21 protein-coding genes and 1 pseudogene are annotated in these 19,012 nt (G+C 73.2%); 12 read left to right on the top strand and 10 right to left on the bottom strand.

The window, feature by feature from the left end; translation table 11 throughout:
- Both FU792_RS15060 and FU792_RS15055 read left to right on the top strand, forming a co-directional pair.
- Entirely contained in the window at positions 1 to 471 is a 471-nt protein-coding gene (locus FU792_RS15060) for a MarR family winged helix-turn-helix transcriptional regulator (RefSeq protein WP_022925808.1), read from the top strand.
- Positions 472 to 571: 100 nt separating this feature from the next.
- Positions 572 to 1,135 (top strand): methyltransferase domain-containing protein, encoded by a 564-nt coding sequence (locus tag FU792_RS15055; RefSeq protein ID WP_084485228.1) that lies wholly within the window; start codon positions 572 to 574, stop codon positions 1,133 to 1,135.
- 68 nt (positions 1,136 to 1,203) lie between these two features.
- Here FU792_RS15055 and FU792_RS15050 read toward each other — a convergent pair whose 3' ends face one another.
- From FU792_RS15050 to FU792_RS15035, 4 genes are all read right to left on the bottom strand, one after another.
- Positions 1,204 to 1,440: a hypothetical protein gene (locus FU792_RS15050; protein WP_149814873.1), complete on the bottom strand. Its 237-nt coding sequence runs from the start codon at positions 1,438 to 1,440 to the stop codon at positions 1,204 to 1,206.
- A gap of 84 nt (positions 1,441 to 1,524) precedes the next feature.
- A complete protein-coding gene (locus FU792_RS15045) occupies positions 1,525 to 3,594 on the bottom strand; it encodes a M3 family metallopeptidase (RefSeq protein ID WP_022925805.1) in 2,070 nt (689 codons plus the stop codon).
- 130 nt (positions 3,595 to 3,724) lie between these two features.
- On the bottom strand, positions 3,725 to 4,147 hold the full coding sequence (locus tag FU792_RS15040) for a type II toxin-antitoxin system VapC family toxin (RefSeq protein ID WP_022925804.1): 423 nt from the start codon (positions 4,145 to 4,147) through the stop codon (positions 3,725 to 3,727).
- Positions 4,144 to 4,380 carry a type II toxin-antitoxin system Phd/YefM family antitoxin gene (locus FU792_RS15035; protein ID WP_022925803.1) on the bottom strand — a complete coding sequence of 79 codons (237 nt, stop codon included), beginning with the start codon at positions 4,378 to 4,380 and terminating at the stop codon, positions 4,144 to 4,146. The genes FU792_RS15040 and FU792_RS15035 overlap by 4 nt, the downstream gene beginning before the upstream one ends.
- Positions 4,381 to 4,472: 92 nt before the next feature.
- Between FU792_RS15035 and FU792_RS15030 the strand changes: the two genes are divergently transcribed.
- Both FU792_RS15030 and FU792_RS15025 read left to right on the top strand, forming a co-directional pair.
- Positions 4,473 to 5,984 carry a S10 family peptidase gene (locus tag FU792_RS15030; protein WP_022925802.1) on the top strand — a complete coding sequence of 504 codons (1,512 nt, stop codon included), beginning with the start codon at positions 4,473 to 4,475 and terminating at the stop codon, positions 5,982 to 5,984.
- A gap of 9 nt (positions 5,985 to 5,993) precedes the next feature.
- On the top strand, positions 5,994 to 6,617 hold the full coding sequence (locus tag FU792_RS15025) for a DUF4230 domain-containing protein (RefSeq protein ID WP_022925801.1): 624 nt from the start codon (positions 5,994 to 5,996) through the stop codon (positions 6,615 to 6,617).
- Positions 6,618 to 7,267: 650 nt separating this feature from the next.
- Here FU792_RS15025 and FU792_RS18180 read toward each other — a convergent pair.
- Positions 7,268 to 7,588: pseudogene (locus tag FU792_RS18180) on the bottom strand (EamA family transporter); the annotation flags it as partial.
- A gap of 219 nt (positions 7,589 to 7,807) precedes the next feature.
- Here FU792_RS18180 and FU792_RS15015 point away from each other — a divergent pair.
- Positions 7,808 to 8,383: a CGNR zinc finger domain-containing protein gene (locus FU792_RS15015; protein WP_022925799.1), complete on the top strand. Its 576-nt coding sequence runs from the start codon at positions 7,808 to 7,810 to the stop codon at positions 8,381 to 8,383.
- Positions 8,384 to 8,418: 35 nt separating this feature from the next.
- Positions 8,419 to 9,516 carry a trans-sulfuration enzyme family protein gene (locus FU792_RS15010; RefSeq protein WP_022925798.1) on the top strand — a complete coding sequence of 366 codons (1,098 nt, stop codon included), beginning with the start codon at positions 8,419 to 8,421 and terminating at the stop codon, positions 9,514 to 9,516.
- A gap of 34 nt (positions 9,517 to 9,550) precedes the next feature.
- Here FU792_RS15010 and FU792_RS15005 read toward each other — a convergent pair whose 3' ends face one another.
- Positions 9,551 to 10,276 (bottom strand): glyoxalase/bleomycin resistance/dioxygenase family protein, encoded by a 726-nt coding sequence (locus FU792_RS15005; protein ID WP_028131168.1) that lies wholly within the window; start codon positions 10,274 to 10,276, stop codon positions 9,551 to 9,553.
- Entirely contained in the window at positions 10,273 to 10,425 is a 153-nt protein-coding gene (locus FU792_RS15000; protein ID WP_028131167.1) for a CopG family transcriptional regulator, read from the bottom strand. Before FU792_RS15000 ends, FU792_RS15005 begins: the two co-directional genes overlap by 4 nt.
- A gap of 86 nt (positions 10,426 to 10,511) precedes the next feature.
- Here FU792_RS15000 and FU792_RS14995 point away from each other — a divergent pair, with 86 nt between their 5' ends.
- Positions 10,512 to 10,826 carry a YciI family protein gene (locus FU792_RS14995; RefSeq protein ID WP_022925796.1) on the top strand — a complete coding sequence of 105 codons (315 nt, stop codon included), beginning with the start codon at positions 10,512 to 10,514 and terminating at the stop codon, positions 10,824 to 10,826.
- Between the two features lie 10 nt (positions 10,827 to 10,836).
- The gene (locus FU792_RS14990) at positions 10,837 to 11,382 is read left to right on the top strand and encodes a hypothetical protein (RefSeq protein ID WP_022925795.1); all 546 of its coding nucleotides are present in this window, start codon (positions 10,837 to 10,839) and stop codon (positions 11,380 to 11,382) included.
- Between the two features lie 110 nt (positions 11,383 to 11,492).
- Here FU792_RS14990 and FU792_RS14985 read toward each other — a convergent pair whose 3' ends face one another.
- Positions 11,493 to 12,410 (bottom strand): carbamate kinase, encoded by a 918-nt coding sequence (locus FU792_RS14985; RefSeq protein ID WP_022925794.1) that lies wholly within the window; start codon positions 12,408 to 12,410, stop codon positions 11,493 to 11,495.
- Between the two features lie 113 nt (positions 12,411 to 12,523).
- Between FU792_RS14985 and FU792_RS14980 the strand changes: the two genes are divergently transcribed.
- On the top strand, positions 12,524 to 13,201 hold the full coding sequence (locus FU792_RS14980; RefSeq protein ID WP_022925793.1) for a biliverdin-producing heme oxygenase: 678 nt from the start codon (positions 12,524 to 12,526) through the stop codon (positions 13,199 to 13,201).
- 2 nt (positions 13,202 to 13,203) lie between these two features.
- Complete coding sequence (locus FU792_RS14975; RefSeq protein ID WP_022925792.1) at positions 13,204 to 13,749, top strand: DedA family protein; 546 nt, start codon at positions 13,204 to 13,206, stop codon at positions 13,747 to 13,749.
- On the opposite strand, the gene FU792_RS14970 is transcribed toward FU792_RS14975, so the two are convergent.
- Positions 13,712 to 14,638: a DsbA family protein gene (locus tag FU792_RS14970; protein ID WP_022925791.1), complete on the bottom strand. Its 927-nt coding sequence runs from the start codon at positions 14,636 to 14,638 to the stop codon at positions 13,712 to 13,714. The two genes, FU792_RS14975 and FU792_RS14970, sit on opposite strands and share 38 nt — an antisense overlap.
- A gap of 110 nt (positions 14,639 to 14,748) precedes the next feature.
- Here FU792_RS14970 and thpR point away from each other — a divergent pair, with 110 nt between their 5' ends.
- Positions 14,749 to 15,321 carry an RNA 2',3'-cyclic phosphodiesterase gene (gene thpR, locus FU792_RS14965; protein WP_022925790.1) on the top strand — a complete coding sequence of 191 codons (573 nt, stop codon included), beginning with the start codon at positions 14,749 to 14,751 and terminating at the stop codon, positions 15,319 to 15,321.
- 222 nt (positions 15,322 to 15,543) lie between these two features.
- Here the strand turns inward: thpR and FU792_RS14960 are convergent, their stop codons facing one another.
- Positions 15,544 to 17,265, bottom strand: a complete 1,722-nt coding sequence (locus FU792_RS14960; RefSeq protein ID WP_052327877.1) for a metallophosphoesterase family protein — start codon at positions 17,263 to 17,265, stop codon at positions 15,544 to 15,546.
- A gap of 57 nt (positions 17,266 to 17,322) precedes the next feature.
- Between FU792_RS14960 and FU792_RS14955 the strand changes: the two genes are divergently transcribed.
- A complete protein-coding gene (locus tag FU792_RS14955) occupies positions 17,323 to 19,008 on the top strand; it encodes an FAD-binding dehydrogenase (protein ID WP_149814872.1) in 1,686 nt (561 codons plus the stop codon).
- Positions 19,009 to 19,012 lie beyond the last annotated feature (4 nt).

The raw sequence follows: 19,012 nt of genomic DNA, 5'->3' as shown, positions 1-19,012 counted from the left end.
ATGACGTCCACGCCCGACCCGGGAGAGCGCACGGCGCTGCTGGGCCGCCTCACGGAGGCGGAGACCGAGTTGCACGCGCTCGCGATCCGCTGGCTCGAGCCGCTGCCGCTGCCGGCCGACCTCACGCTGCGCCAGCTGCAGGTGCTCACACTGGTCCGGCATACCCCGGGCATCACCGGGCAGGACCTGGCCGGCCACCTCGGTGTCTCCACCGCGACCACGAGCGGCCTGGTCGACCGGGTCGTCGGCAAGGCCTGGGTGGAGCGCGAGCACGACCCCGCCGACCGGCGCCGGGTGCTGCTGCGGCTCACCGCCGAGGGGGAGGAGCTGCTGGCCGGTCTCGAGGTGCCGACCCGGCTGGGCAGGCAGCTGGTGCTGGACCGGCTCACCGACGCCGAGCTGGCGGACCTGGCCCGGCTCGTGCAGCGGATGCGGGACGTCGCTGTCGCGATCGAGGCCGAGCGCCGCTGAGACGTTTCTTGCGCTCCTCTTGCGCCACCGGGCCACCCTGGCGCCGTGCGCGAGCGGGGCACCCGGCCTCGGCGGCACCCCCGTGACGAGGAGCAGGACGATGTGGTCGACGACACGAGTGACGGTCCGCGCCGTCGCGACCGTGATGCTGCTGGGCGGCACCCCGCTGATGGCGACGGCTGGCCCGGCGCAGGAGGTCGAGCAGGACCTCGAGTTCTTCTACGGCGACTTCGACGAGGACGTGCTGCTCTTCGCCGGCAGGTCCCCGGAGCGCAACGCGGCTGACGCGGGGGTGACCAACGTCGAGTTCCTGGAGGCCTACCTAGAGGACGTGCCGCTCCCGGACGCCAGCGTCGACCTCGTCATCTCCAACTGCGTGATCAACCTCGCGGCCGACAGGCGGGTCGTGCTCGCCGAGGCCTTCCGCGTGCTCCGACCCGGCGGTCGGCTGGCGATCAGCGACGTCGTCGCACTGGGCCCGTGGACCGACGAGCTGCGTGCGGACGTGGAGAGCTGGACCGGCTGCATCGCGGGCGCGCTGCTCGAGAGCGACTACCGGCGCACCCTGCGCGACGTCGGCTTCCACGACGTCCAGATCGAGCGCACCCACCAGGTGCACGACCTCGCGGCGGCAGCCGTGGCGCGGGCGACCCGACCGGCCTGAGGAGCGTGCGGTCTCCTGGTCGCTGTGGTCGTCCGGTCGCCGCCGCCCGATCGCTTCGAGCGGCTGTCTCAGATGCCGCGGTGACGCTCCGGCGGCACGGGGAAGCTGGCGCGGACGTGGCCCTCGGCCTCGTCCTGAGCGCTGCCGAGCGAGCCCGGACCGCTGGTGATCTTGATGATGTGGACCGCGGCCACGACGAGCAGCGCGGCAATCAGACCGGCGGCGACCAGAGACTGGGTTAAGGTCCACCACAGCACGAGCACCACGCCGACCACGGCATACGGGATCAGGGGGAAGGACTTCATCGTCATCAACCACCTTCCTCGATGGGTGCATCACCCTACCGGGGATGGCGCCGAGGCGCAGCGTGGCGCCCGACACCGGCGCCGTCAGCGGGTGCCCTCACCGAGCCCGAGCCGGGCCAGCAGATGGCTCACGTCAGGGTCGGCGCCGCGGAACTCCCGGTAGGTCGTGAGGGCCTCGCGGGACCCGCCGGGCCCCAGCAGCTCCCGTCGGAAGACCTCGCCGGCGGCCCGGGTCATCCCCCCGGGGTGGTCATCGTCGCCCTGCTCGCGGAACCACGCGACCGTGTCGGCGTCCATGACCTCCGACCAGAGGTAGGAGTAGTAACCGGCGGAGTAACCCCCGCCGAAGATGTGGTGGAAGTAGGAGCTGCGGTAGCGCGGCGGGACGAGCGGGAAGGCGACCCCCGACCGCTCCAGGGCGGCCGCCTCGAAGGCCTCGACGCCGGAGCCGTCCTCGGGCAGCTCGGTGAGCGGCGTCTGGTGCCAGGCCTGGTCCAGGATCATCGCCTTGAGCAGCTCCAGCGTGTGGTAGCCGGTCTCGGTGCGGCTCGCGGCGAGCTGCTCGACCCACGCGGCGGGGACGGGCTCCCCGGTCTCGTGGTGCCGGGCATACCGCTGCAGGAGCGCCGGCTCCCAGGCCCAGATCTCGTTGACCTGGCTCGGGAACTCGACGAAGTCGCGCGGGACCGAGGTGCCCGAGCGGGAGGGGTAGCGCACGTCGGAGAGCAGCCCGTGCAGGTCGTGCCCGAACTCGTGGAAGAGCGTGATGACGTTGGTCCACGTCATGAGGCTCGGGGAGCCCGACGCGGGCGGCGGCAGGTTGCAGGTGTTGGTGACGACCGGCAGGTCGCCGAGCAGGTGGGACTGGTCGACGATGCTCGTCATCCACGCCCCGCCCTTCTTGGTCGGCCGGGTGTAGGGGTCGAGGACGACCAGCCCGAGCGTCGTGCCGTCCTCCTCCCGCACCTCGAATACCCGAGCGTCCCCGGTGTAGCCGACCAGGTCCTCGCGCTCGTGGAAGGTGATGCCGTAGAGCGCGGTGGCGGCGGCGAAGACCCCCTCGGTGAGTACCTGCTCGAACTCGAGGTAGGGCGTGAGCCGGGCCGTGTCGAAGGCGTCGCCGGAGTCGCGCGCGGCGAGGAACTGCCAGTCCCAGGCCTCCAGCGTCGCGTCCGGGTCGAGGGTGCGCAGCTGCTCGGCGAGCGCGTCGGCCTCGCGCTGCGCGAGCTCCACGACCCCCGGCGCGAGCCGTGCCAGCAGGTCGTTGACGGCCGCCGTGGTGCGGGCGCAGCCGACCTGGTGGACGTAGGACGCGTGGTGCTCGTAGCCGAGCAGGGTGGCGCGCTCGGCCCGCAGCCGCGCGATGCGCACCAGGATGTCGCGGGTGTCGTGCTCGCCCTCACTCAGGCCCCGCTCGACGGAGGCGCGGAAGACCCGCTCGCGCAGGCTGCGGTCCTCCAGCGAGTCCAGGACGGGCTGCCCGGTCGTGTTGGTGAGCGTGATGAGCCAGCCGTCGAGCCCCGCGGCCTGGGCCGCCTCGCGCAGCCCGGCCGTGTCGTCAGCGCCGAGCCCGGCGAGCTGGGCCTCGTCGGTCACGTGCACGGCGGCGGCCGCGCGGCCGGTGACCAGCAGCCGGTCGAACTCGGTGGACAGCGTCGCCAGCTCGGCGTTGAGCTCGCGCAGCCGCGCCTGGCCGGGCTCGTCGAGGGTGATGCCGCCACGCTCGTAGCCCCGCAGCCGCTCGTCGAGCACGAACTCGTCCTGCTCGTCGAGCTCGACCTCCCCCGCGTCGGCGCGCTCGCGCAGCGCCCGGAGCCGGGCATACAGGTCGGGGTCGAGCATGATCGTGTCCGAGTGAGCCGCCAGCCGCGGCGCGAAGTCGGCCATGATCGCGTCGCGCTCGGGGTTGGTGTCGGCGGACCGGGCGACCCAGAAGGCGGACATCGTGCGGTCCAAGGTGGCGCCGCTGGTCTCCCAGGCGTGCAGGACGTTGGCCACCGTGGCGGGCTCGGGGTCGGCGGCGAGCAGGCGCAGCGCGTCCAGCTGCTCGGCCATCCCCACCTCGATCGCCTCGCGCACGTGCGCGTCGGTCATCGTCGCGTAGTCGGGGAGGGAGAAGGGCAGCGTGGACGGGGCGAGGAGCGGGTTGGTCATGGCGCTCATCACAGCACAGCGCCGGTATGCCGGTCGTCGCCGGGCCGTAGGCCCCACTCTCACGTAGAAGGTGTGCTTCTGCGGTGATGCATCACGACATCGGCAGCACTGCTGCGGAGGAGTCGCGGTCTCAGGCTGGCGCGAGCCCCGGCAGCACCGTGACCCCCTGCGCCACCGCGGCCTCCCGCAGCCGACCGTCCAGCGAGGCGAGGGGGAGCCCGGTCGCCATCGCCGTGAGCAGAGAGCAGGCGTCATGGGCCGTGAGGCCGGACGTGCGGGCCTGGGCGAGCAGCTCGGGCATGCCTGGGTCGTGCTCGCTCACCTCGATCGGCAGCTGGGCGAGCAGGGCGACCAGGTGGGTGGCGTGCGCCGCTGTGATGCGCCCGCGCCGCTCCGCCCCCGCGAGGGCGTTGGCGATCTCCAGGTCCCACAGCGGCGGGACGACTGCACCGTCGGCGCGAACGGTCGCCAGCAGGGAGTCGCTCTGCGGCGTCCACTCGTCCTCGAAGCACCAGGACAGCGCTGCCGACGCGTCGAGGACGACGCCGCTCAACGTCGACCCTCGGCCACGGCCTCGGCAGCGGGCAGCCCGAGGGTGTGCCCGGCGCGGGCTGCGGCGAAGGCGGACTCCAGGTCGGCCGAGGCGGGGGCGGCGCCGCGCACCCCGACGAGCCGGGCGACCGGACGCCCGTGCCGGGTGATGGTGACGGTGGCACCCTGCTCCACCTCGTCGAGGAGTCGAGGCAGGTGGGTCTTGGCGTCGTAGGCGCCCACGGTGCTGCTCATGCAGATCAGACTAGTCTCCGACCAGTCGACACCACAAGGGATCCCGGACAGGGGGAGGCGCCCGCTCGACCCGCCCGCCTACGCTGGCGGCCATGAGCGACGAGACCACCAAGGACGCCACACATAACGGTTCAACCGGCACGGGGACGACGGACCGGCCCGAGCCGCGCGACGTCCTGGTCGAGACGCGGCACACGATCGGCACCGCCGACGGCGACCTGACGTATACCGCCCGCACCGGACGCATCGTCATCCGCGAGGAGGAGGTCAAGGACGACGTCTTCCAGGGCTGGACGCCGCGCGGCGAGCTGGCGGTCACGGCCTACACCGTCACCGACGAGGACGGGAAGCCCGACGTCGCCCGCCCGATCACCTTCGTCTTCAACGGCGGCCCCGGGTCGAGCTCGGTGTGGCTGCACCTGGGCGTGCTCGGTCCGCGCATCGCGGTCGCGGGCGAGCCGAACGAGCCGACCCCGCCGCCCTACGCCCTCGCGGACAACCCCGAGACGCTGCTGCGCGCCTCCGACCTGGTCTTCATCGACCCCATGTCGACCGGGTGGTCGCGCGCGGTCGAGGGCGGCAAGGCCAAGGACTTCCACGGCTGGAAGAAGGACGTCGAGCAGGTCGCCGAGCTGATCCGGCTGTGGTGCACCCGCGAGGACCGGTGGATGAGCCCGAAGTTCCTGGCCGGCGAGTCCTACGGCACCACCCGGGCGGTGTCGGTGGCCGAGCACCTCTTCACGAACTTCGGTATGCAGCTCAACGGGTTGGTCCTCATCTCCAGCGTGCTCGACTTCGGCACCCAGGACTTCCGCTTCCTGCGGTTCGACGAGGCGTGCCTGTCCTACCTCCCGACGTATGCCGCGATCGCGCACTACCACGGCAAGCACGAGGGCAGGGAGCTCGCCGAGGTGCTCGGTGAGGCCGAGGAGCTGGCGGCGGGGGCATACCGCTGGGCGCTGGCGCGGGGCAACCGGCTCACCGACGACGAGCGTGCCGAGGTCGCCGCGCAGGTGGCGCGCCTGACCGGGCTGTCGCAGGACTACGTCGAGCGCTGCGACCTGCGCCCCGAGCACTGGCGCTTCTGCACCGAGCTGCTGCGCGACCGGGGCGAGACGGTCGGCCGGATCGACGGCCGGATCCGGGGTGTCCTGCACTCCGGGATCGCCGAGGGCATGGACGCCGACCCGAGCATCGACGCGATCATGGGCCCGTACGCCGCCGCGATCCACCACTACCTGCGGGCCGAGCTGCGCTCCGAGCTGGACCTGCCCTACGCCGTCTTCTCGGACGCGATCGAGCACTGGTCCTACAAGGAGTTCGAGGGCAGGCCGATCAACGTCGTCGACAAGCTGGAGCGGGTCATGCGCGCCAACCCGCACCTGCGGGTCCGCTTCGAGTACGGCTACTACGACCTCGCGACGCCGTATGCCGCCGCCGAGGACACGGTCGCGCACCTGCGCCTGCCGGACGCGGCGCTGGACCGGATCGAGCACGCGTGGTTCGAGACCGGTCACATGCCCTACGTCGGCGAGACCTCGCGGGTCGAGGAGGCCGAGGGCATCACCGACTTCGTCCGGCGCGCGGCGACCGCCGGCAGCTAGGTTGGGGCCATGAAGGGTCGTGTGCTCGGTGTCGTGGCGATGATCCCCGTGGTGCTGCTGGCCCTGGTCGGCGGCGTCACCCTGCTCACCGACTGGCGCCCCTCGCTCAACCCCTTCGTCGAGGAGGAGATCGACCGGACCGGGCCCTCGGTGCTGCAGTCGCTCACCGAGATCAGCGACTTCCACGCGGCCAGCGCCTACTACGAGACCGTCGTCGACCTGGAGCGGGACACCCGCTTCGTGCCCGGCTGGATCAGCGGAGAGCGGGTGCTCTACGTCGGCAAGGGCACGGTCGACGCGGTGGTCGACTTCAGCGCGCTCGACGAGCGCCGGGTGCAGGTCGACGAGGAGAGCGGCGCGGTCCGGGTGCGGCTCCCGGAGCCGAGCGTCGGCGACCCCGTGTTGGACCTCGAGGAGAGCTACGTCGTCAGCGTCGACCGGGGGATCACCAACCGCTTCCGTGGCTCGGACCTGGAGCAGGAGGCGCAGCGGGTCGCGGTGGCGCAGATGAGCGAGGCCGCCGAGGGGACGGGGCCGCTGGTCGAGCTCGCCGAGAGCAACACGATCGCCATGCTCGAGGGGCTGCTGGAGGCCCTGGGGCACGAGGACGTGAGCGTCACCTTCGCCGGCTGAGAAGCAGATGGTCCCGTGGGAGTCGGGAAGGGTGCCGACTCCCACGGGACCGTGATCGAGGCGTCAGGCCTCGGGCAGCGGCTCGACCTCGTAGGTCGCGGCCGGGAGCTCGTCGTCGCGCTCGTCGGCCTTGACCGCGGCCACGCCGGCGACGATGAGGGCGCCGCCGAGCAGCTGCACGGGCGCCGGCATCTCCCGAGCAGCAACCAGGCGAAGAGCACGGCGAACATCACCTCGGCCAGCCCCACGAAGGAGGCGACCTTGGCGCCGAGCATGCGGGCGGCGATGATCCCGGTGAGGTATGCCCCGGCCGCGGCGACCAGGCCGAGCCAGGCCACCGGCACCCACCACGGCGCGGTGGCGCCGGCGAGGGTCACGCTCTGCGTGCTGACGCTCATGGGCAGGACGCCGACGAGGCCGGCCAGCCCGAGGACGGCCGCGCCGATCGCCATGCCGAGCGCGGCGAAGGCGGTCGGCGGCAGGCCGCTGGAGTCGTCGGAGCCGACGATGAAGAAGCCGGCGAGGCCGACAGCGGCGACCAGGCCCCACACGACCCCGACGGTGCTCAGCTGCACGTCGCCGAGGACGTCGAGCACGAGCAGCAGGCCGATGACCGCGAGGCTGACGCCCCCGATGGTCAGCGCGCGGGGCCGCTGGCCGTGGCGGGCCCAGAGCCAGCCGACGACGAGGATCGGGCCGAGGTACTCCAGCATGAGGGCGACGCCGACGGAGAGCCGCTCGACGGCGAGGAAGTAGAACAGCTGGGCGGTGGCGACGGCCAGCAGGCCGAAGAGCCCGGTGTGGATCCAGGTGACCGGGCGTCGCAGCAGGTGCCACCTGCCGCGCATCGCGATCGCGGCAGGGCCGGCGAGGATGAGCGCGCCGAGCCCGACGCGGACGGCGACGGCGGCGCCCGAGGACCAGCCGGTGAGCAGCAGGCTCTTGCCGACGGTGCCGGAGGTGCCGAACATCGCGGCCGAGACCAGGGCGACGGCCAGCCCGAGCAGCACGGTGCGCAGGCCGCTGCGACCGCTCGTCGGTCGGGCGGTGGTCACGTCGTGGGTGCGGGTGGTGGTCATGGGGCTGGCCCCCCTTCTGCGGTTGGCGTCATGGGTGTCGATGGGTGACACTCATGACGATACCGATGCCCACCATCAGGAGTCAAGGTGCTTTTCACTCATGACACAGAGGTGGCGCTGCAGGGCGCGGCCGGGCTGGTCAACACCCGCAGCGGGGCCGGCAGCGGCAGCGACCACCTGCCCTCCGAGCAGGCCGTGCGCGCCCGGGCGGAGGGGCTCGACACCCTCACCAGCGCCGCCGAGCTGCAGGACTTCGCCTCGACGTGGGGCTGGTCGGGGCGGCCGCCCACGGACCGGGCCGGGGTCGAGCGGGTCCGCGCCCTGCGTCCGCGGCTGGCCCAGCTCTGGGACCTCGACGAGCCGGGGGTGGTCGACCTCGTCAACACGCTGCTCGCCCAGGAGCGGGCGGTCCCGCAGCTGGTCGACCACGACGGGTGGGGCTGGCACCTGCACGGCGTCCCCGACGACGCCCCTTTCGCCACCCGCATGGCGGTCGAGGCGGCGATGGCGATGATCGACGTCGTGCGCGCCGACGAGCTGCAGCGGCTGCGCCGGTGCGGCGCCGACGACTGCGACGGGGTCCTGGTCGACCTCTCCCGCAACCGGTCCAAGCGCTTCTGCAGCACCACCTGCGGCAACCGGGTCGCCGCCGCGGCCTATCGTGAGCGGCGAAGCGGCGAGGACTGACGCCGACCGCGCAGACGGCATACCGGAGGACGACCATGACCCCCCACGACGGCGAGGCGCTCGCCCCCGGCACCCGCGCCGTGTCCCTCGGGCGGCCGGCCCGAGAGCCCGGCGCCCCGGTCAACGTGCCGGTGACCTTCACCTCGACGTATGCCGCGGACGGCGCGGTCGACTACGCCCGTGACGGCAACCCGACATGGGACGCCCTGGAGGAGGTGCTCGGGTCGCTGGAGGGGGGCGACGCGTTGGTCTTCGCCTCCGGGATGGGTGCGATCGCGGCGACCATGTCGCTGGTCCCGGTCGGTGGCGTGGTCGTCGCGCCGACGCACGTCTACAACGGCACCACCGGCCAGCTGGCCGACCGCGAGGCCGTCGGCGCGCTCACCCAGCGGCGGGTCGACCCCGAGGACGTCGCGGCGATCGTCGACGCCTGCGAGGGGGCGGACGTGCTGCACCTGGAGTCGCCGTCCAACCCGATGATGGAGGTCACCGATGTGGCGGCGGTCGTGCGCGGGCTGGTCGAGCGGTACGGCGAGGACCGGCCCGTCGTGGTGTGCGACAACACCTTCGCGACGCCGCTGGCGCAGCAGCCGCTGACCTGGGGTGCCGACGTGGTGGTGCACTCGGCGACGAAGTATCTCGCCGGGCACTCGGACGCGCTCTTCGGCGCCCTGGTCGTCTCGGGGGAGCGGCCCGACCTGCTGCAGCGGCTGCATACGCACCGCACGCTCTACGGCGCGATCCCGGGCCCGATGGAGACCTTCCTCGTGCTGCGCGGGGTGCGGACGCTGCACCTGCGGCTGGAGCGCGCCGAGGCCAACGCGCGCGAGCTCGTCGCACGGCTGGAGGAGCACCCGGTCGTGCAGCGGGTGCGCTACCCCGGCTTCGGCGGCATGGTGTCGGTCGAGGTCGCCGGGGGCGTCGAGCGGGCCGAGGCGATCTGTGCCGCGACCCGGCTGTGGGTGCACTCGACCAGCCTCGGCGGGGTGGAGAGCCAGATCGAGCGTCGCCGCCGCCACGCGCTGGAGGTCGAGACGGTCCCCGAGACGCTGCTCCGCCTCTCGGTCGGCGTCGAGGACGTCGAGGACCTCTGGGCCGACCTCGCCCGCGCGCTCGACGCGGCTCCGCGCTGACCGCTCACCGGCCGGGGGGCCGGTCGGGCGTCGCTCAGGTGCGGGTGTAGCCGTAGAGGTCCGTCATGCGCTCGTTGACCCAGATCTCCTTGCGGCCGTCGGGGTCGGCGATCTGGACCGTGCGGCTGTAGGTCTCGTCGATGAGCACGGCCTCGATCCCCGCCTCGGTGAGCAGTGCCAGCGCCTCCTCGACGTCACCGTCCCACTCGAAGGCCAGCTCGACCGCCGGTGACTCGTCCCGGTGCGCGGCGACAAGGCCGCCGCCCTCGCAGCGCAGGTCGGTCCAGATGCCGTCGTCCGCGACCGTGCGCGGGCGCGCACCGATGCCCTCGAGCACCCCGGTGATCATCGCCGTGTCCGGGCCGTACCAGATCGGCAGGGCCGCCAGCCTCCGGTCGCTCACACCGCCCTCGCGTTCCACCGGGGTGGGCGAGTCGAGGGTGAAGCTGGTCCCGTCGGGCGCCTCGACCATGCCCGCCTCGCCGTGGTCCGGGTGGCCGAGCGTGATCGGCACGCCGGCCGCTGCGGCCGCGGCCACCGCCTCGGGGAGGGGCGTCGTCGTCGAGAGGGCGAGGGCGCACACCCCGGCCGGCTGTTGCTCGCTCGCGGCGTGGAGCGCGACGCGGCCCGAGCCGACGGCATACACCAGCCAGCCGGGGCGCTCATAGACGAGGTGCCCGCCGAGGGTCTCCAGGAGTCGCTGCCAGGCGGGGAGGTCCGAGGTGAAGCGGATGGGCTGGGCGGTGAGGTCGGTGATCACTTCTGCTCTCCTTCGCTCGAGACGAGGTAGGCCCGGAGCGCCTTCTCGACGAGCGCGGACAGGCTGATCGCCTCGTCGATGCCGCGGTGCTTGATCTCGGTGATGAGGTCCCGGGGGAGGTAGACGTTGAACTGCGCCTTGTCGGTCATTTCTAGGATGCTAGCAAACTAGCCCGGAGATGGCGAGAGCTGCTTCTGAGCAGAGGTCCAGGTCGGCTGTCCCTAGGATGAGCGGCATGAGCCTCTTCGTCGTGCACTACACCTACTCCGACGACACCGCGGCGCGCGACCAGCACCGGCCGGCGCACCGTGAGTTCCTGGGCGGGCTGGCGGCCGAGGGCACCGCCCTGCTCAGCGGTCCCTACGCGACGATCGAGGAGGCGCCCGACGCCGCGCTGCTCATCCTGCGGGCCGAGAGCGCGGCCGACCTGGCCGAGCTGCTGCGGGAGGACCCGTTCCAGCAGCTGGGGCTGGTCGAGCAGGTGGCGATCCGGGAGTGGACGCCGGTGCTGGGGGCGTGGTTCGACGGGGCGCTCGCGGGCGAGGTGTAGCTTCGGCGGCATGGTCGAGCAGGGGGAGTCCACGGAGGCGGTGCGGGCGCCGGGGTCGATGATCGGGTCGGTGATCGGCCTGGTCGGTGGCACGGTCTTCGTGCTCGTCAACCGCGGGGAGCTGCTGCAGGCCTGGTCGACCGCGGCGCTGGTCGCCTGGGTGGTGCTGCTCCTCGGGGCTGCGTGGGCCGTCTTCGTGCGCCGCGGCGGCGCCCGTCAGACCTCCGCTCCGCACCGTCGCGCCGGCCTGGTCTACGGCCTCTCCGTGCTGGGGATGCTCGCGTTCTTCGTCGCCGGCAGCGCCGTGCTGCGCGCCGCAGACGTCCCCGAGCTCGGCCCGGCGCTCATCGCCCTCGGTGTCGGCCTGCACTTCATCCCGTTCGCCCGTGCCTTCGGCGTGCCCTTCTTCACCGGCCTCGGTGGGGCCGTGTCGGTCGTGGGCGGGCTCGGGCTCGCGCTCGGCCTGGTATGGGCGCCCGTGGCCGCTCCTGCGGCGGCCGTCCTGGCCGGCCTGCTCATGGTCGCGCTCATCGGCGCCGCTGCGACCAGGCGCTGAACCCGACCCCCGGTCATCCGGCCGACGCGCCGGCCGGAGACGGCTCAGCCATGCACGTGCGTACCTGAGCCGGTGACGACGGGCGTGTCCTCAGGTCGGATCGCCCCGCCTCACTCCTGCGCGCTGACGTAGGTCCCGGCGGAGCCCTCGACGAGCGCGGCGACCTCCTCCAGGCTGCCGATCGAGGCTGCCGCGCCGGCGCCGCCGACCTCGACGAAGCGGCATACCGCCTCGACCTTGGGACCCATCGACCCGGCCGGGAGGTCGAGCGCCCGCAGCTGCTCGGGGGTGGTGCGTCGGATCTCCCGCGCGTCGTCCGTGCCGAAGCCCTGCATCACGGCCGGTACGTCGGTGAGCACGAGCAGCCGGTCCGCGCCGAGCCGGTGCGCCAGCAGCGCGGCGGACAGGTCCTTGTCGATGACCGCCTCGACCCCGCGCAGGTCGCCGGTGCCCGTCCGCACGACGGGCACGCCGCCACCGCCGGCGCAGACGACGATGACCGACTCGTCGAGCAGGTGGTCGATGAGCCTGGTCTCGATGATCTCGCGCGGCCGGGGCGAGGGGACGACGCGGCGCCAGTGCTCGCCGTCAGCCTTCACCTGCCATCCGTGCTTCCCGGCCAGCTCATGCGCCGTCGCCTCGTCGTAGACCTCCCCGACGAACTTCGTCGGGTCGGAGAAGGCCGGGTCGTCGGCGTCGACGAGGGTCTGGTTGAGGACGGCGGCGAACTGCCGGTAGGGCCGCTCGTTGCCGATCGCCTGCAGGATCCAGTAGCCGATGAGCCCCTGCGTCATCGCCCCGAGCGCGTCGAACGGGTAGGGCTGGCTCAACCGCGCGTCGTCCGCGCTCTCCATCGCCAGGATGCCGACCTGCGGGCCGTTGCCGTGCGTGATGACGACCTGGTGGTCGTCGGTGAGCGGCGCCAGCGCCGCCATCGCCCGCCGGATGTTGGCGACCTGCGCCGCGGCGTCGGGCACCTGCCCGCGCTCGAGCAGCGCGTTCCCGCCGAGGGCGACGACGATCCTCATGCCCAGACGGTATGCCCTCCCGCTGCTCGGGGCCGGGAGGCGTCTTCCGCCAGGCCGCTCGGGCGGTTAAGGTAAGGGTGACCTAAGCCATGCCGACCACGAGGTGAGCTGCCGTGACCGCACCCTTGTCCGAAGCCCTGCGCGACGCCACCGCGACGGCGCACTCCGCTGCCGAGCGCTCGGCCTTCGTCACGGACCTGGTCGAGGGCCGCGCCTGCGCGGCGGCCTTCACCGCGCTCGCGACCCAGCACCTGCTGATCTACCGGGCGCTGGAGGACGTGCTGCACACCCACTACGCCGGCCACCCGCTGCTGGCGCCCGTGGCCGACCGTCGTCTCGACCGCGTGCCCGCCCTGCGCCACGACCTGGAGGTCCTGGTCGGCCCGGACCACGAGGTGCGCCTGGCCGACGGGCGACTGCCGATCTGCGTCGCGACCTCCGCCTACGCGACCACCCTGCGGGACCGGCATACCCCGGAGATGGTCCTGGCCAACCACTACGTGCGTTACCTCGGTGACCTCTCGGGCGGGCAGATCGTGGCACGGCTGGTGCACCGCCACTACGGGGTGCCGACCGACGGGCTGACGTTCTACTCCTTCGCCGGGATCGACAAGCCCAAGGTCTACAAGGACGGCTACCGCGCCCGGCTGGACCAGATCCCTCTGACCGCGGTGCAGCGGGAGGCGGTCCTCGAGGCTGCGGTGCAGAGCTTCGCGGCGAACGAGGCGGTCTTCGCCGACCTGGCCGCGGCGCGGACCCCGTTGCACTCGGCGGCGGGGGTCGGCGGCTGAGCATGCCCGACCTCGAGTCCTACCCCTTCGTCGGTGCCCTGGCCTTTCTCTTCCTCGTGGCCCTGCTGCGTGGTCAGGTGACGTATGCGCTCGCGCGGCTCGTGACCGAGCAGGCGCTGCGGCACACCCGTCCGCGCGGTGGCACGGCGGCGTCGGTGCACCGGTGGCTGGACGGCGAGGCCGTGGGTCGCGGGCGGGCGGTGGTGCAGCGCTGGGGCCTGGTGGCGGTCTCCCTGTGCTACCTCACCGTCGGGCTGCAGACACTGGTGCTCGCAGGTGCGGGCACGATCCGTATGCCCTGGGCACGGTTCACCCTGGCGCAGCTGCCGGGCGCCCTGGCCTGGGCGGCGATCTACGCGACGATCGGCTTCGCGGTGTGGGCCGCCGTGATCGGGGCGGCGGTCAGCGGTCACCCGCTGCTCGCCGGGCTCGTGGCCCTGGTGGCCCTCGCAGGTGTGGTCACCGGGCACCGGCTGGTGCGCCGCCGCCGACGAGCGGCGGGAGAGACCCTCAGCGCTGCAGAGCGGCCTGCTGCTCCTGCTCGATGATCTCGAGCATCCGCTCGGCCGGGTAGGCGCCCTGCAGGACCTGAGTGTTGATGAGGAAGGTCGGGGTCGAGGACACGCCCACGGAGCGGGCCTCCGCCGAGTCCGCCTCGACAGCGGCCAGCAGCTCCTCGTCGTCCAGGTCGGCCTCGAACTGCTCCAGGTCGGCGACGCCCACCTCCTCGGCGATCGCGACGAGCTCCTCGCGGCCGTACTCGCCGTGGCCCTCGGTCGACAACGCGAAGACCGCCTCCTGGAACTCCTCGCGCCGATCCTGCTCCGCGGCGGCCCGGGCGGCGACCGCGGCGAGCCGCGAGGTCTCCTCGAAGATGACGAAGTCACGGAACTCGATGCGCAGCGTGCCGTCCTCGACCAGCGGCAGCAGCTCGGGCCGGATCTCGAGGTGGAAGCGGGCGCAGTAGGGGCAGCGGTAGTCGGCGTACTCGATCATCACGACGGGGGCATCGACGTCACCGACCGCCATCGGGTCGTCCGGATCGCGGCGCTGCAGGTCCAGCAGCAGCTGCTCGACCTCCGGCGAGGGGCTCTGCTGGGTGGCGCCGGGGTCGGCCGCCCCAGCGCCTGCCCCCCCTTCCGAGCTCGCGTCGCCGTCCTGGGTGGCGTTGCGGTCGGCCTCGCCGGTGGCCCCGCCGCTCTCGGTGCCCTCCCCTGCGGTGCCGTCCTCGTCCCCGGCTGCGCTCTCGCCGTCCGCTCCGCCCTCGGGGACCGCGCTCTGCGTGGCGGTCGCTCCGGCCGGACCGGACGCGTCCTCGCGGTCACCGAGCGCCAGCCAGGCGATGAAGGCGACGACCAGCGCGATGACCACGGCGGCCACGGCCCAGGCGATCGCGACGACGGTGCGGTCACTGCTGCGCGCTGCTGGCTCGCTCACCCCGCCAGCGTGTCACACGCGCGGGTCGGCTTGGCCGGACACCCCGCGCGTCCGCGCCGCGACCCGACCGGACAGACCCGGCGTCCGCGCCGGGCTGACACCATGGACGGGTGCGTGCCTTCATCGCCCTGCTGCCTCCCGCCCCCGTCGCCCGCGAGCTCGACGCCCTGCTCGAGCCGCGCCAGGACGCCCTGGCGCCTCGCGGCCACTGGCGCTGGACCCGGCCGGAGCACCGGCACCTCACGCTCGCCTTCCTCCCCGAGCTGGAGGAGTGGCGTGAGGAGGCCCTCGTCGAGGCCGGTGAGGAGTGGGCGGCCCGCGCCTTGCCGGTGCGGCTGACCCTGCGCGGCGCCGGTGCCTTCCCCGACCCGGCGCAGGCGCGGGTCCTCTGGGCGGCGGTGGAGCAGGCCGACCCGGGCTCGCTGCAGAGCTGGGCGCAGAGCCTGCGCGCGCTCGCCAGCCGGGCGGGTGCCACGGTCGAGGGCACGCGGTTCGCCCCGCACGTCACCCTCGCTCGGTCGGTCGGGCGACCCCGCGCCGCCGGCCACCTCGTGCAGGCGCTGGACACGCTGCATACCTCGTCGTGGGTCGCGGACGAGGTATGCCTGGTCCGCTCCGAGCTGGGCCAGGGCCCGGGCGGCACCCCGCGGTATGCCGTCCGCCACACCTGGTCCCTCCGCTGACCGTCCACGTGCCGGGCCGCGACCCGTCCACGCAGGACTCCGCCCGCCTCACGACCCCCTCTGGAAACCACCCTGGAGCACAAGCTGGTGACACCAACGTCGCTCGAGCGACGCGCGTGACGCAAGGTCCTGCACGAGGAGACGCACAAGCGTGCTCAGAGGTCCTGTGGTGCGTCAGTTCCGGGCCCTCCGTCCGGACGGCGCCCCTGCGGCGAACGGAGGTCAGGGGGACTGGGTGACGCCGGCGCCGTCCTCGATCTCCGGCAGGTCCGCGGGCGGAAGGGTGGTGACGACGGCGTCGTCCGGCGGGGTGACCTCGACGGTGGTCGGGTCGGCCTCGGACTCGCCGATGATCTGCTCCACCGGCTGCACCTCGACGCCCAGGTCGGGCGAGCAGGTGCGGCCCTCGGGCGGCTGCGGCTGGATCGTCCGCCCGTTGATGAGGCTGACGTCGTCGAACTGCGGGCGCCCGGACACCAGGTTGCGGTAGCTGTAGCGGGTCAGGCTGCTGATCGCGCAGTCCTCGCCGAAGGTGAGGATGTCGAAGCTGTAGGGGTTGCCCAGGAGCTCGCCGGCGGTTTCCGGGTCCTCCTCGGCCGCTTCCTGCGCCTCCTCGGTCAGCGGCGGCAGCCGGAACTGGTTGACCAGCCCGCCACCGGTGAACGACCCCACCTCCAGGTGCTGCCCGGTGAGGTCGCGCCGGTGCATGTGCCCGTTGATCACCACGGCGCCGGCCCCGACCCGGTCGGCGGCATACGGCTGGTGGGTCAGCACGACGTCGCTCGGCGCCAGCCCGTCGGTCGCCTCCCGGAAGCGCTCGGCGAGGGCGCTCTGGTCGGCCCCGTAGTCGTCGCTGCGCTGGTTGAAGTAGCGGCTGTCGTTGAAGCCGGTGATCGTCACGCCGTGCACCGTGGCCTGCTGCAGGTCGCCCTCGCTTGGCTCGAGGAGCACGACGTTGGGGACCTGCGCCATCCGTTCGAGCACGCCCTCGTCGCGGGCGAAGGCGCCGTCATGATTGCCGCGGACGTAGAGGTAGGGCACGCCGAGGCTCTCGATGCCCTCGTAGATCCCGGTGAGGTCGCCCTCGTCGGCCCGCCCGAAGTTGAGCAGGTCCCCGGCGTCGATGACGGCGTCGATGTCCTGGGTCTGCACGATCTCGCGCATGAGGGGGTATTGGTTCATCCCGTGGATGTCGCTCACGAGCAGGAAGCGCGCCGCAGCGGGCGCCTCGACCGCGTCCGGGCTGAACTCCTCCCGCATCGCGGAGGAGAGCGCGAGCAGGTTGGTGACGTAGACCGCGCCCTGGTCGGCCTTGCGGTCGAGCCCGGCGAGGATGTCAGTGTTCTGCTCGACGAGCGAGAGCAGGCTGGTGGTGCGGAACTCGGTCACCCGGTCGGTCCGATAGGTCAGGTACGCCGCGCCTCCCGGCACGAGCATCGCCAGCACCGTCGCGACGCCTGAGGCGACCACCGCGTGCAGGTAGCGGTCGCGGGTCGGGTGGGCCGAGGCATATGCGAGCATGACCAGGACCGTGGTCGCGAGCGCCCCGGCCGCGAACTTCCAGGCGAGCTGGGCGACACCGGCGTCGATCGCCTCCCGCAGCTCCTCCGGGCTGGGCTCGAGGTCGGAGGTGCGCAGCTGGCCCTGCCGGAGCAGGTCGGTGACCTCGTCGCGGACCTGGACCTGACCCTCCAGCCCGGGCGCCGGCAGCACGGCGCGGGCGAAGGACACCTCCATGTCGCCCACCACCGTCGGCAGTCGCACCGTCGAGTCCAGCCGCGGCTCCACCGAGATGTCCGCGGCGAAGTAGCGCGTCTGCGTGTGCACCGGCCACAGCTGCGTCGCCACGATGCCACCGGTGAAGGCGAGCACGAGCAGCAGGACCACGACGCCGGTGCGTCGCAGCCCCGTGGTGACTGTCGCGATGCGCTCACGGTTGCCCATCGGCGTCGAGCCTAACGAGCACCCCACGCGCAGCCGTGCGGGGTAACGTCGGCGGGCATGGCAGAGCACGCGGACGTGGTCGTGGTCGGGGCGGGGCTGGCAGGGCTGGTCGCCACCGCCGAGCTGGTCGCCCGCGGGCGCCGGGTGGTCCTGGTCGACCAGGAGTCCACCGCGCACCTCGGCGGGCAGGCGTGGTGGAGCTTCGGCGGGCTCTTCCTCGTGGACAGCCCGGAGCAGCGGCGGATGCGCATCCACGACTCGGTCGAGCTCGCCTGGCAGGACTGGTGCGGCAGCGCGGGGTGGGACCGGCTCGGTGACGTCGACGACCCCGGCGAGGACGACTGGGGGCGGCGCTGGGCCCGGGCCTACGTCGAGTGGGCGGCGGGGGAGAAACGCGCCTGGCTGCGGGAGCGGGGCGTGCGCCTCTTCCCGGTCGTCGGCTGGGCCGAGCGGGGCGACGGCACCGCCACCGGTCACGGCAACTCCGTGCCGCGCTTCCACCTGACGTGGGGCACCGGGCCGGGGCTGGTCGAGCCGTTCGAGCGGGTCGTGCGGGACGGGGTCGCGGCCGGGCTGGTCCGGCTGCGCGGACGTCACCGGGTGACCGGGCTGGTCACCACCGACGGGGCGGTGACCGGGGTGCGCTGCGACGTGCTCGCGGAGGACCCGGTGGAGCGGGGTAGGCCCTCCTCCCGCGAGGTCGTCGGCGAGGCGGAGCTCGTGGCGGGCGCGGTCGTGGTCACCTCCGGCGGGATCGGGGCGAACCACGACCTGGTCAGGCGGTTCTGGCCGGAGCGGCTCGGGCCGGCGCCGCGGGAGGTGGTGACCGGTGTCCCGGCCTACGTCGACGGCTCGATGCTCGACCCGCTCGAGGGGGCTAGTGCGCGGCTGGTCAACCGGGACCGGATGTGGCACTACGTCGAGGGCATACCCAACCACTCGCCGGTGTGGCCCGGGCACGGCATCCGGATCCTGCCGGGCCCGAGCAGCCTGTGGCTGGACGCGACCGGCCGGCGGCTCCCGGCGCCCTACCTGCCCGGTTTCGACACCCTCGGCACCCTCGCGCACCTGCGCAGGACGGCACCGGACCACGACCACAGCTGGTTCGTGGCGAGCCGGACCGTGCTCGGCAAGGAGTATGCGCTCTCCGGGTCGGAGCAGAACCCCGACCTCACCGGGCGCTCGGTACGGCAGGTGCTGGGGAGGGTGACGACCGACGTGCCGGCGCCGGTGCAGGCCTTCGTCGACCACGGCGCCGACGTCGTCGAGGCGAGCACCGTGGAGGAGCTCGTCGCGCGCATGAACGCGCTGACCGGTGAGGACCTGCTCGACCCGGCGGACGTCCGGGCGCTGGTCGAGGCGCGCGACCGCGAGCTCGCCAACGGCTACGGCAAGGACGTGCAGGTGGCGCTGGTGCGTGCGGCACGGGCCTCGCTGGGCGACAAGCTCATCCGTACCGCCGCACCGCACCGCTTGCTGGACCCGAGGCACGGGCCGCTGGTCGCCGTGCGGCTGCGCGTCCTGACCCGCAAGACCCTCGGCGGGGTGCAGACCGACCTCGACTCCCGCGCGCTCGACGACCGCGGCGACCCGGTCCCCGGCCTGTATGCCGCCGGCGAGGTCGCCGGCTTCGGCGGCGGCGGGGTGCACGGCTACCGGTCGCTGGAGGGCACCTTCCTGGGCGGGTGCCTCTTCACCGGGCGCGCGGCCGGTCGAGCGGCCGCGGCGGCTGTGGTTGGCTGACCGC

The sequence above is a fragment of the Serinicoccus marinus DSM 15273 genome, from assembly GCF_008386315.1.
In the GTDB taxonomy this organism is placed as follows: domain Bacteria; phylum Actinomycetota; class Actinomycetes; order Actinomycetales; family Dermatophilaceae; genus Ornithinicoccus; species Ornithinicoccus marinus.
This window is presented reverse-complemented; position numbering and strand designations above follow the sequence as displayed.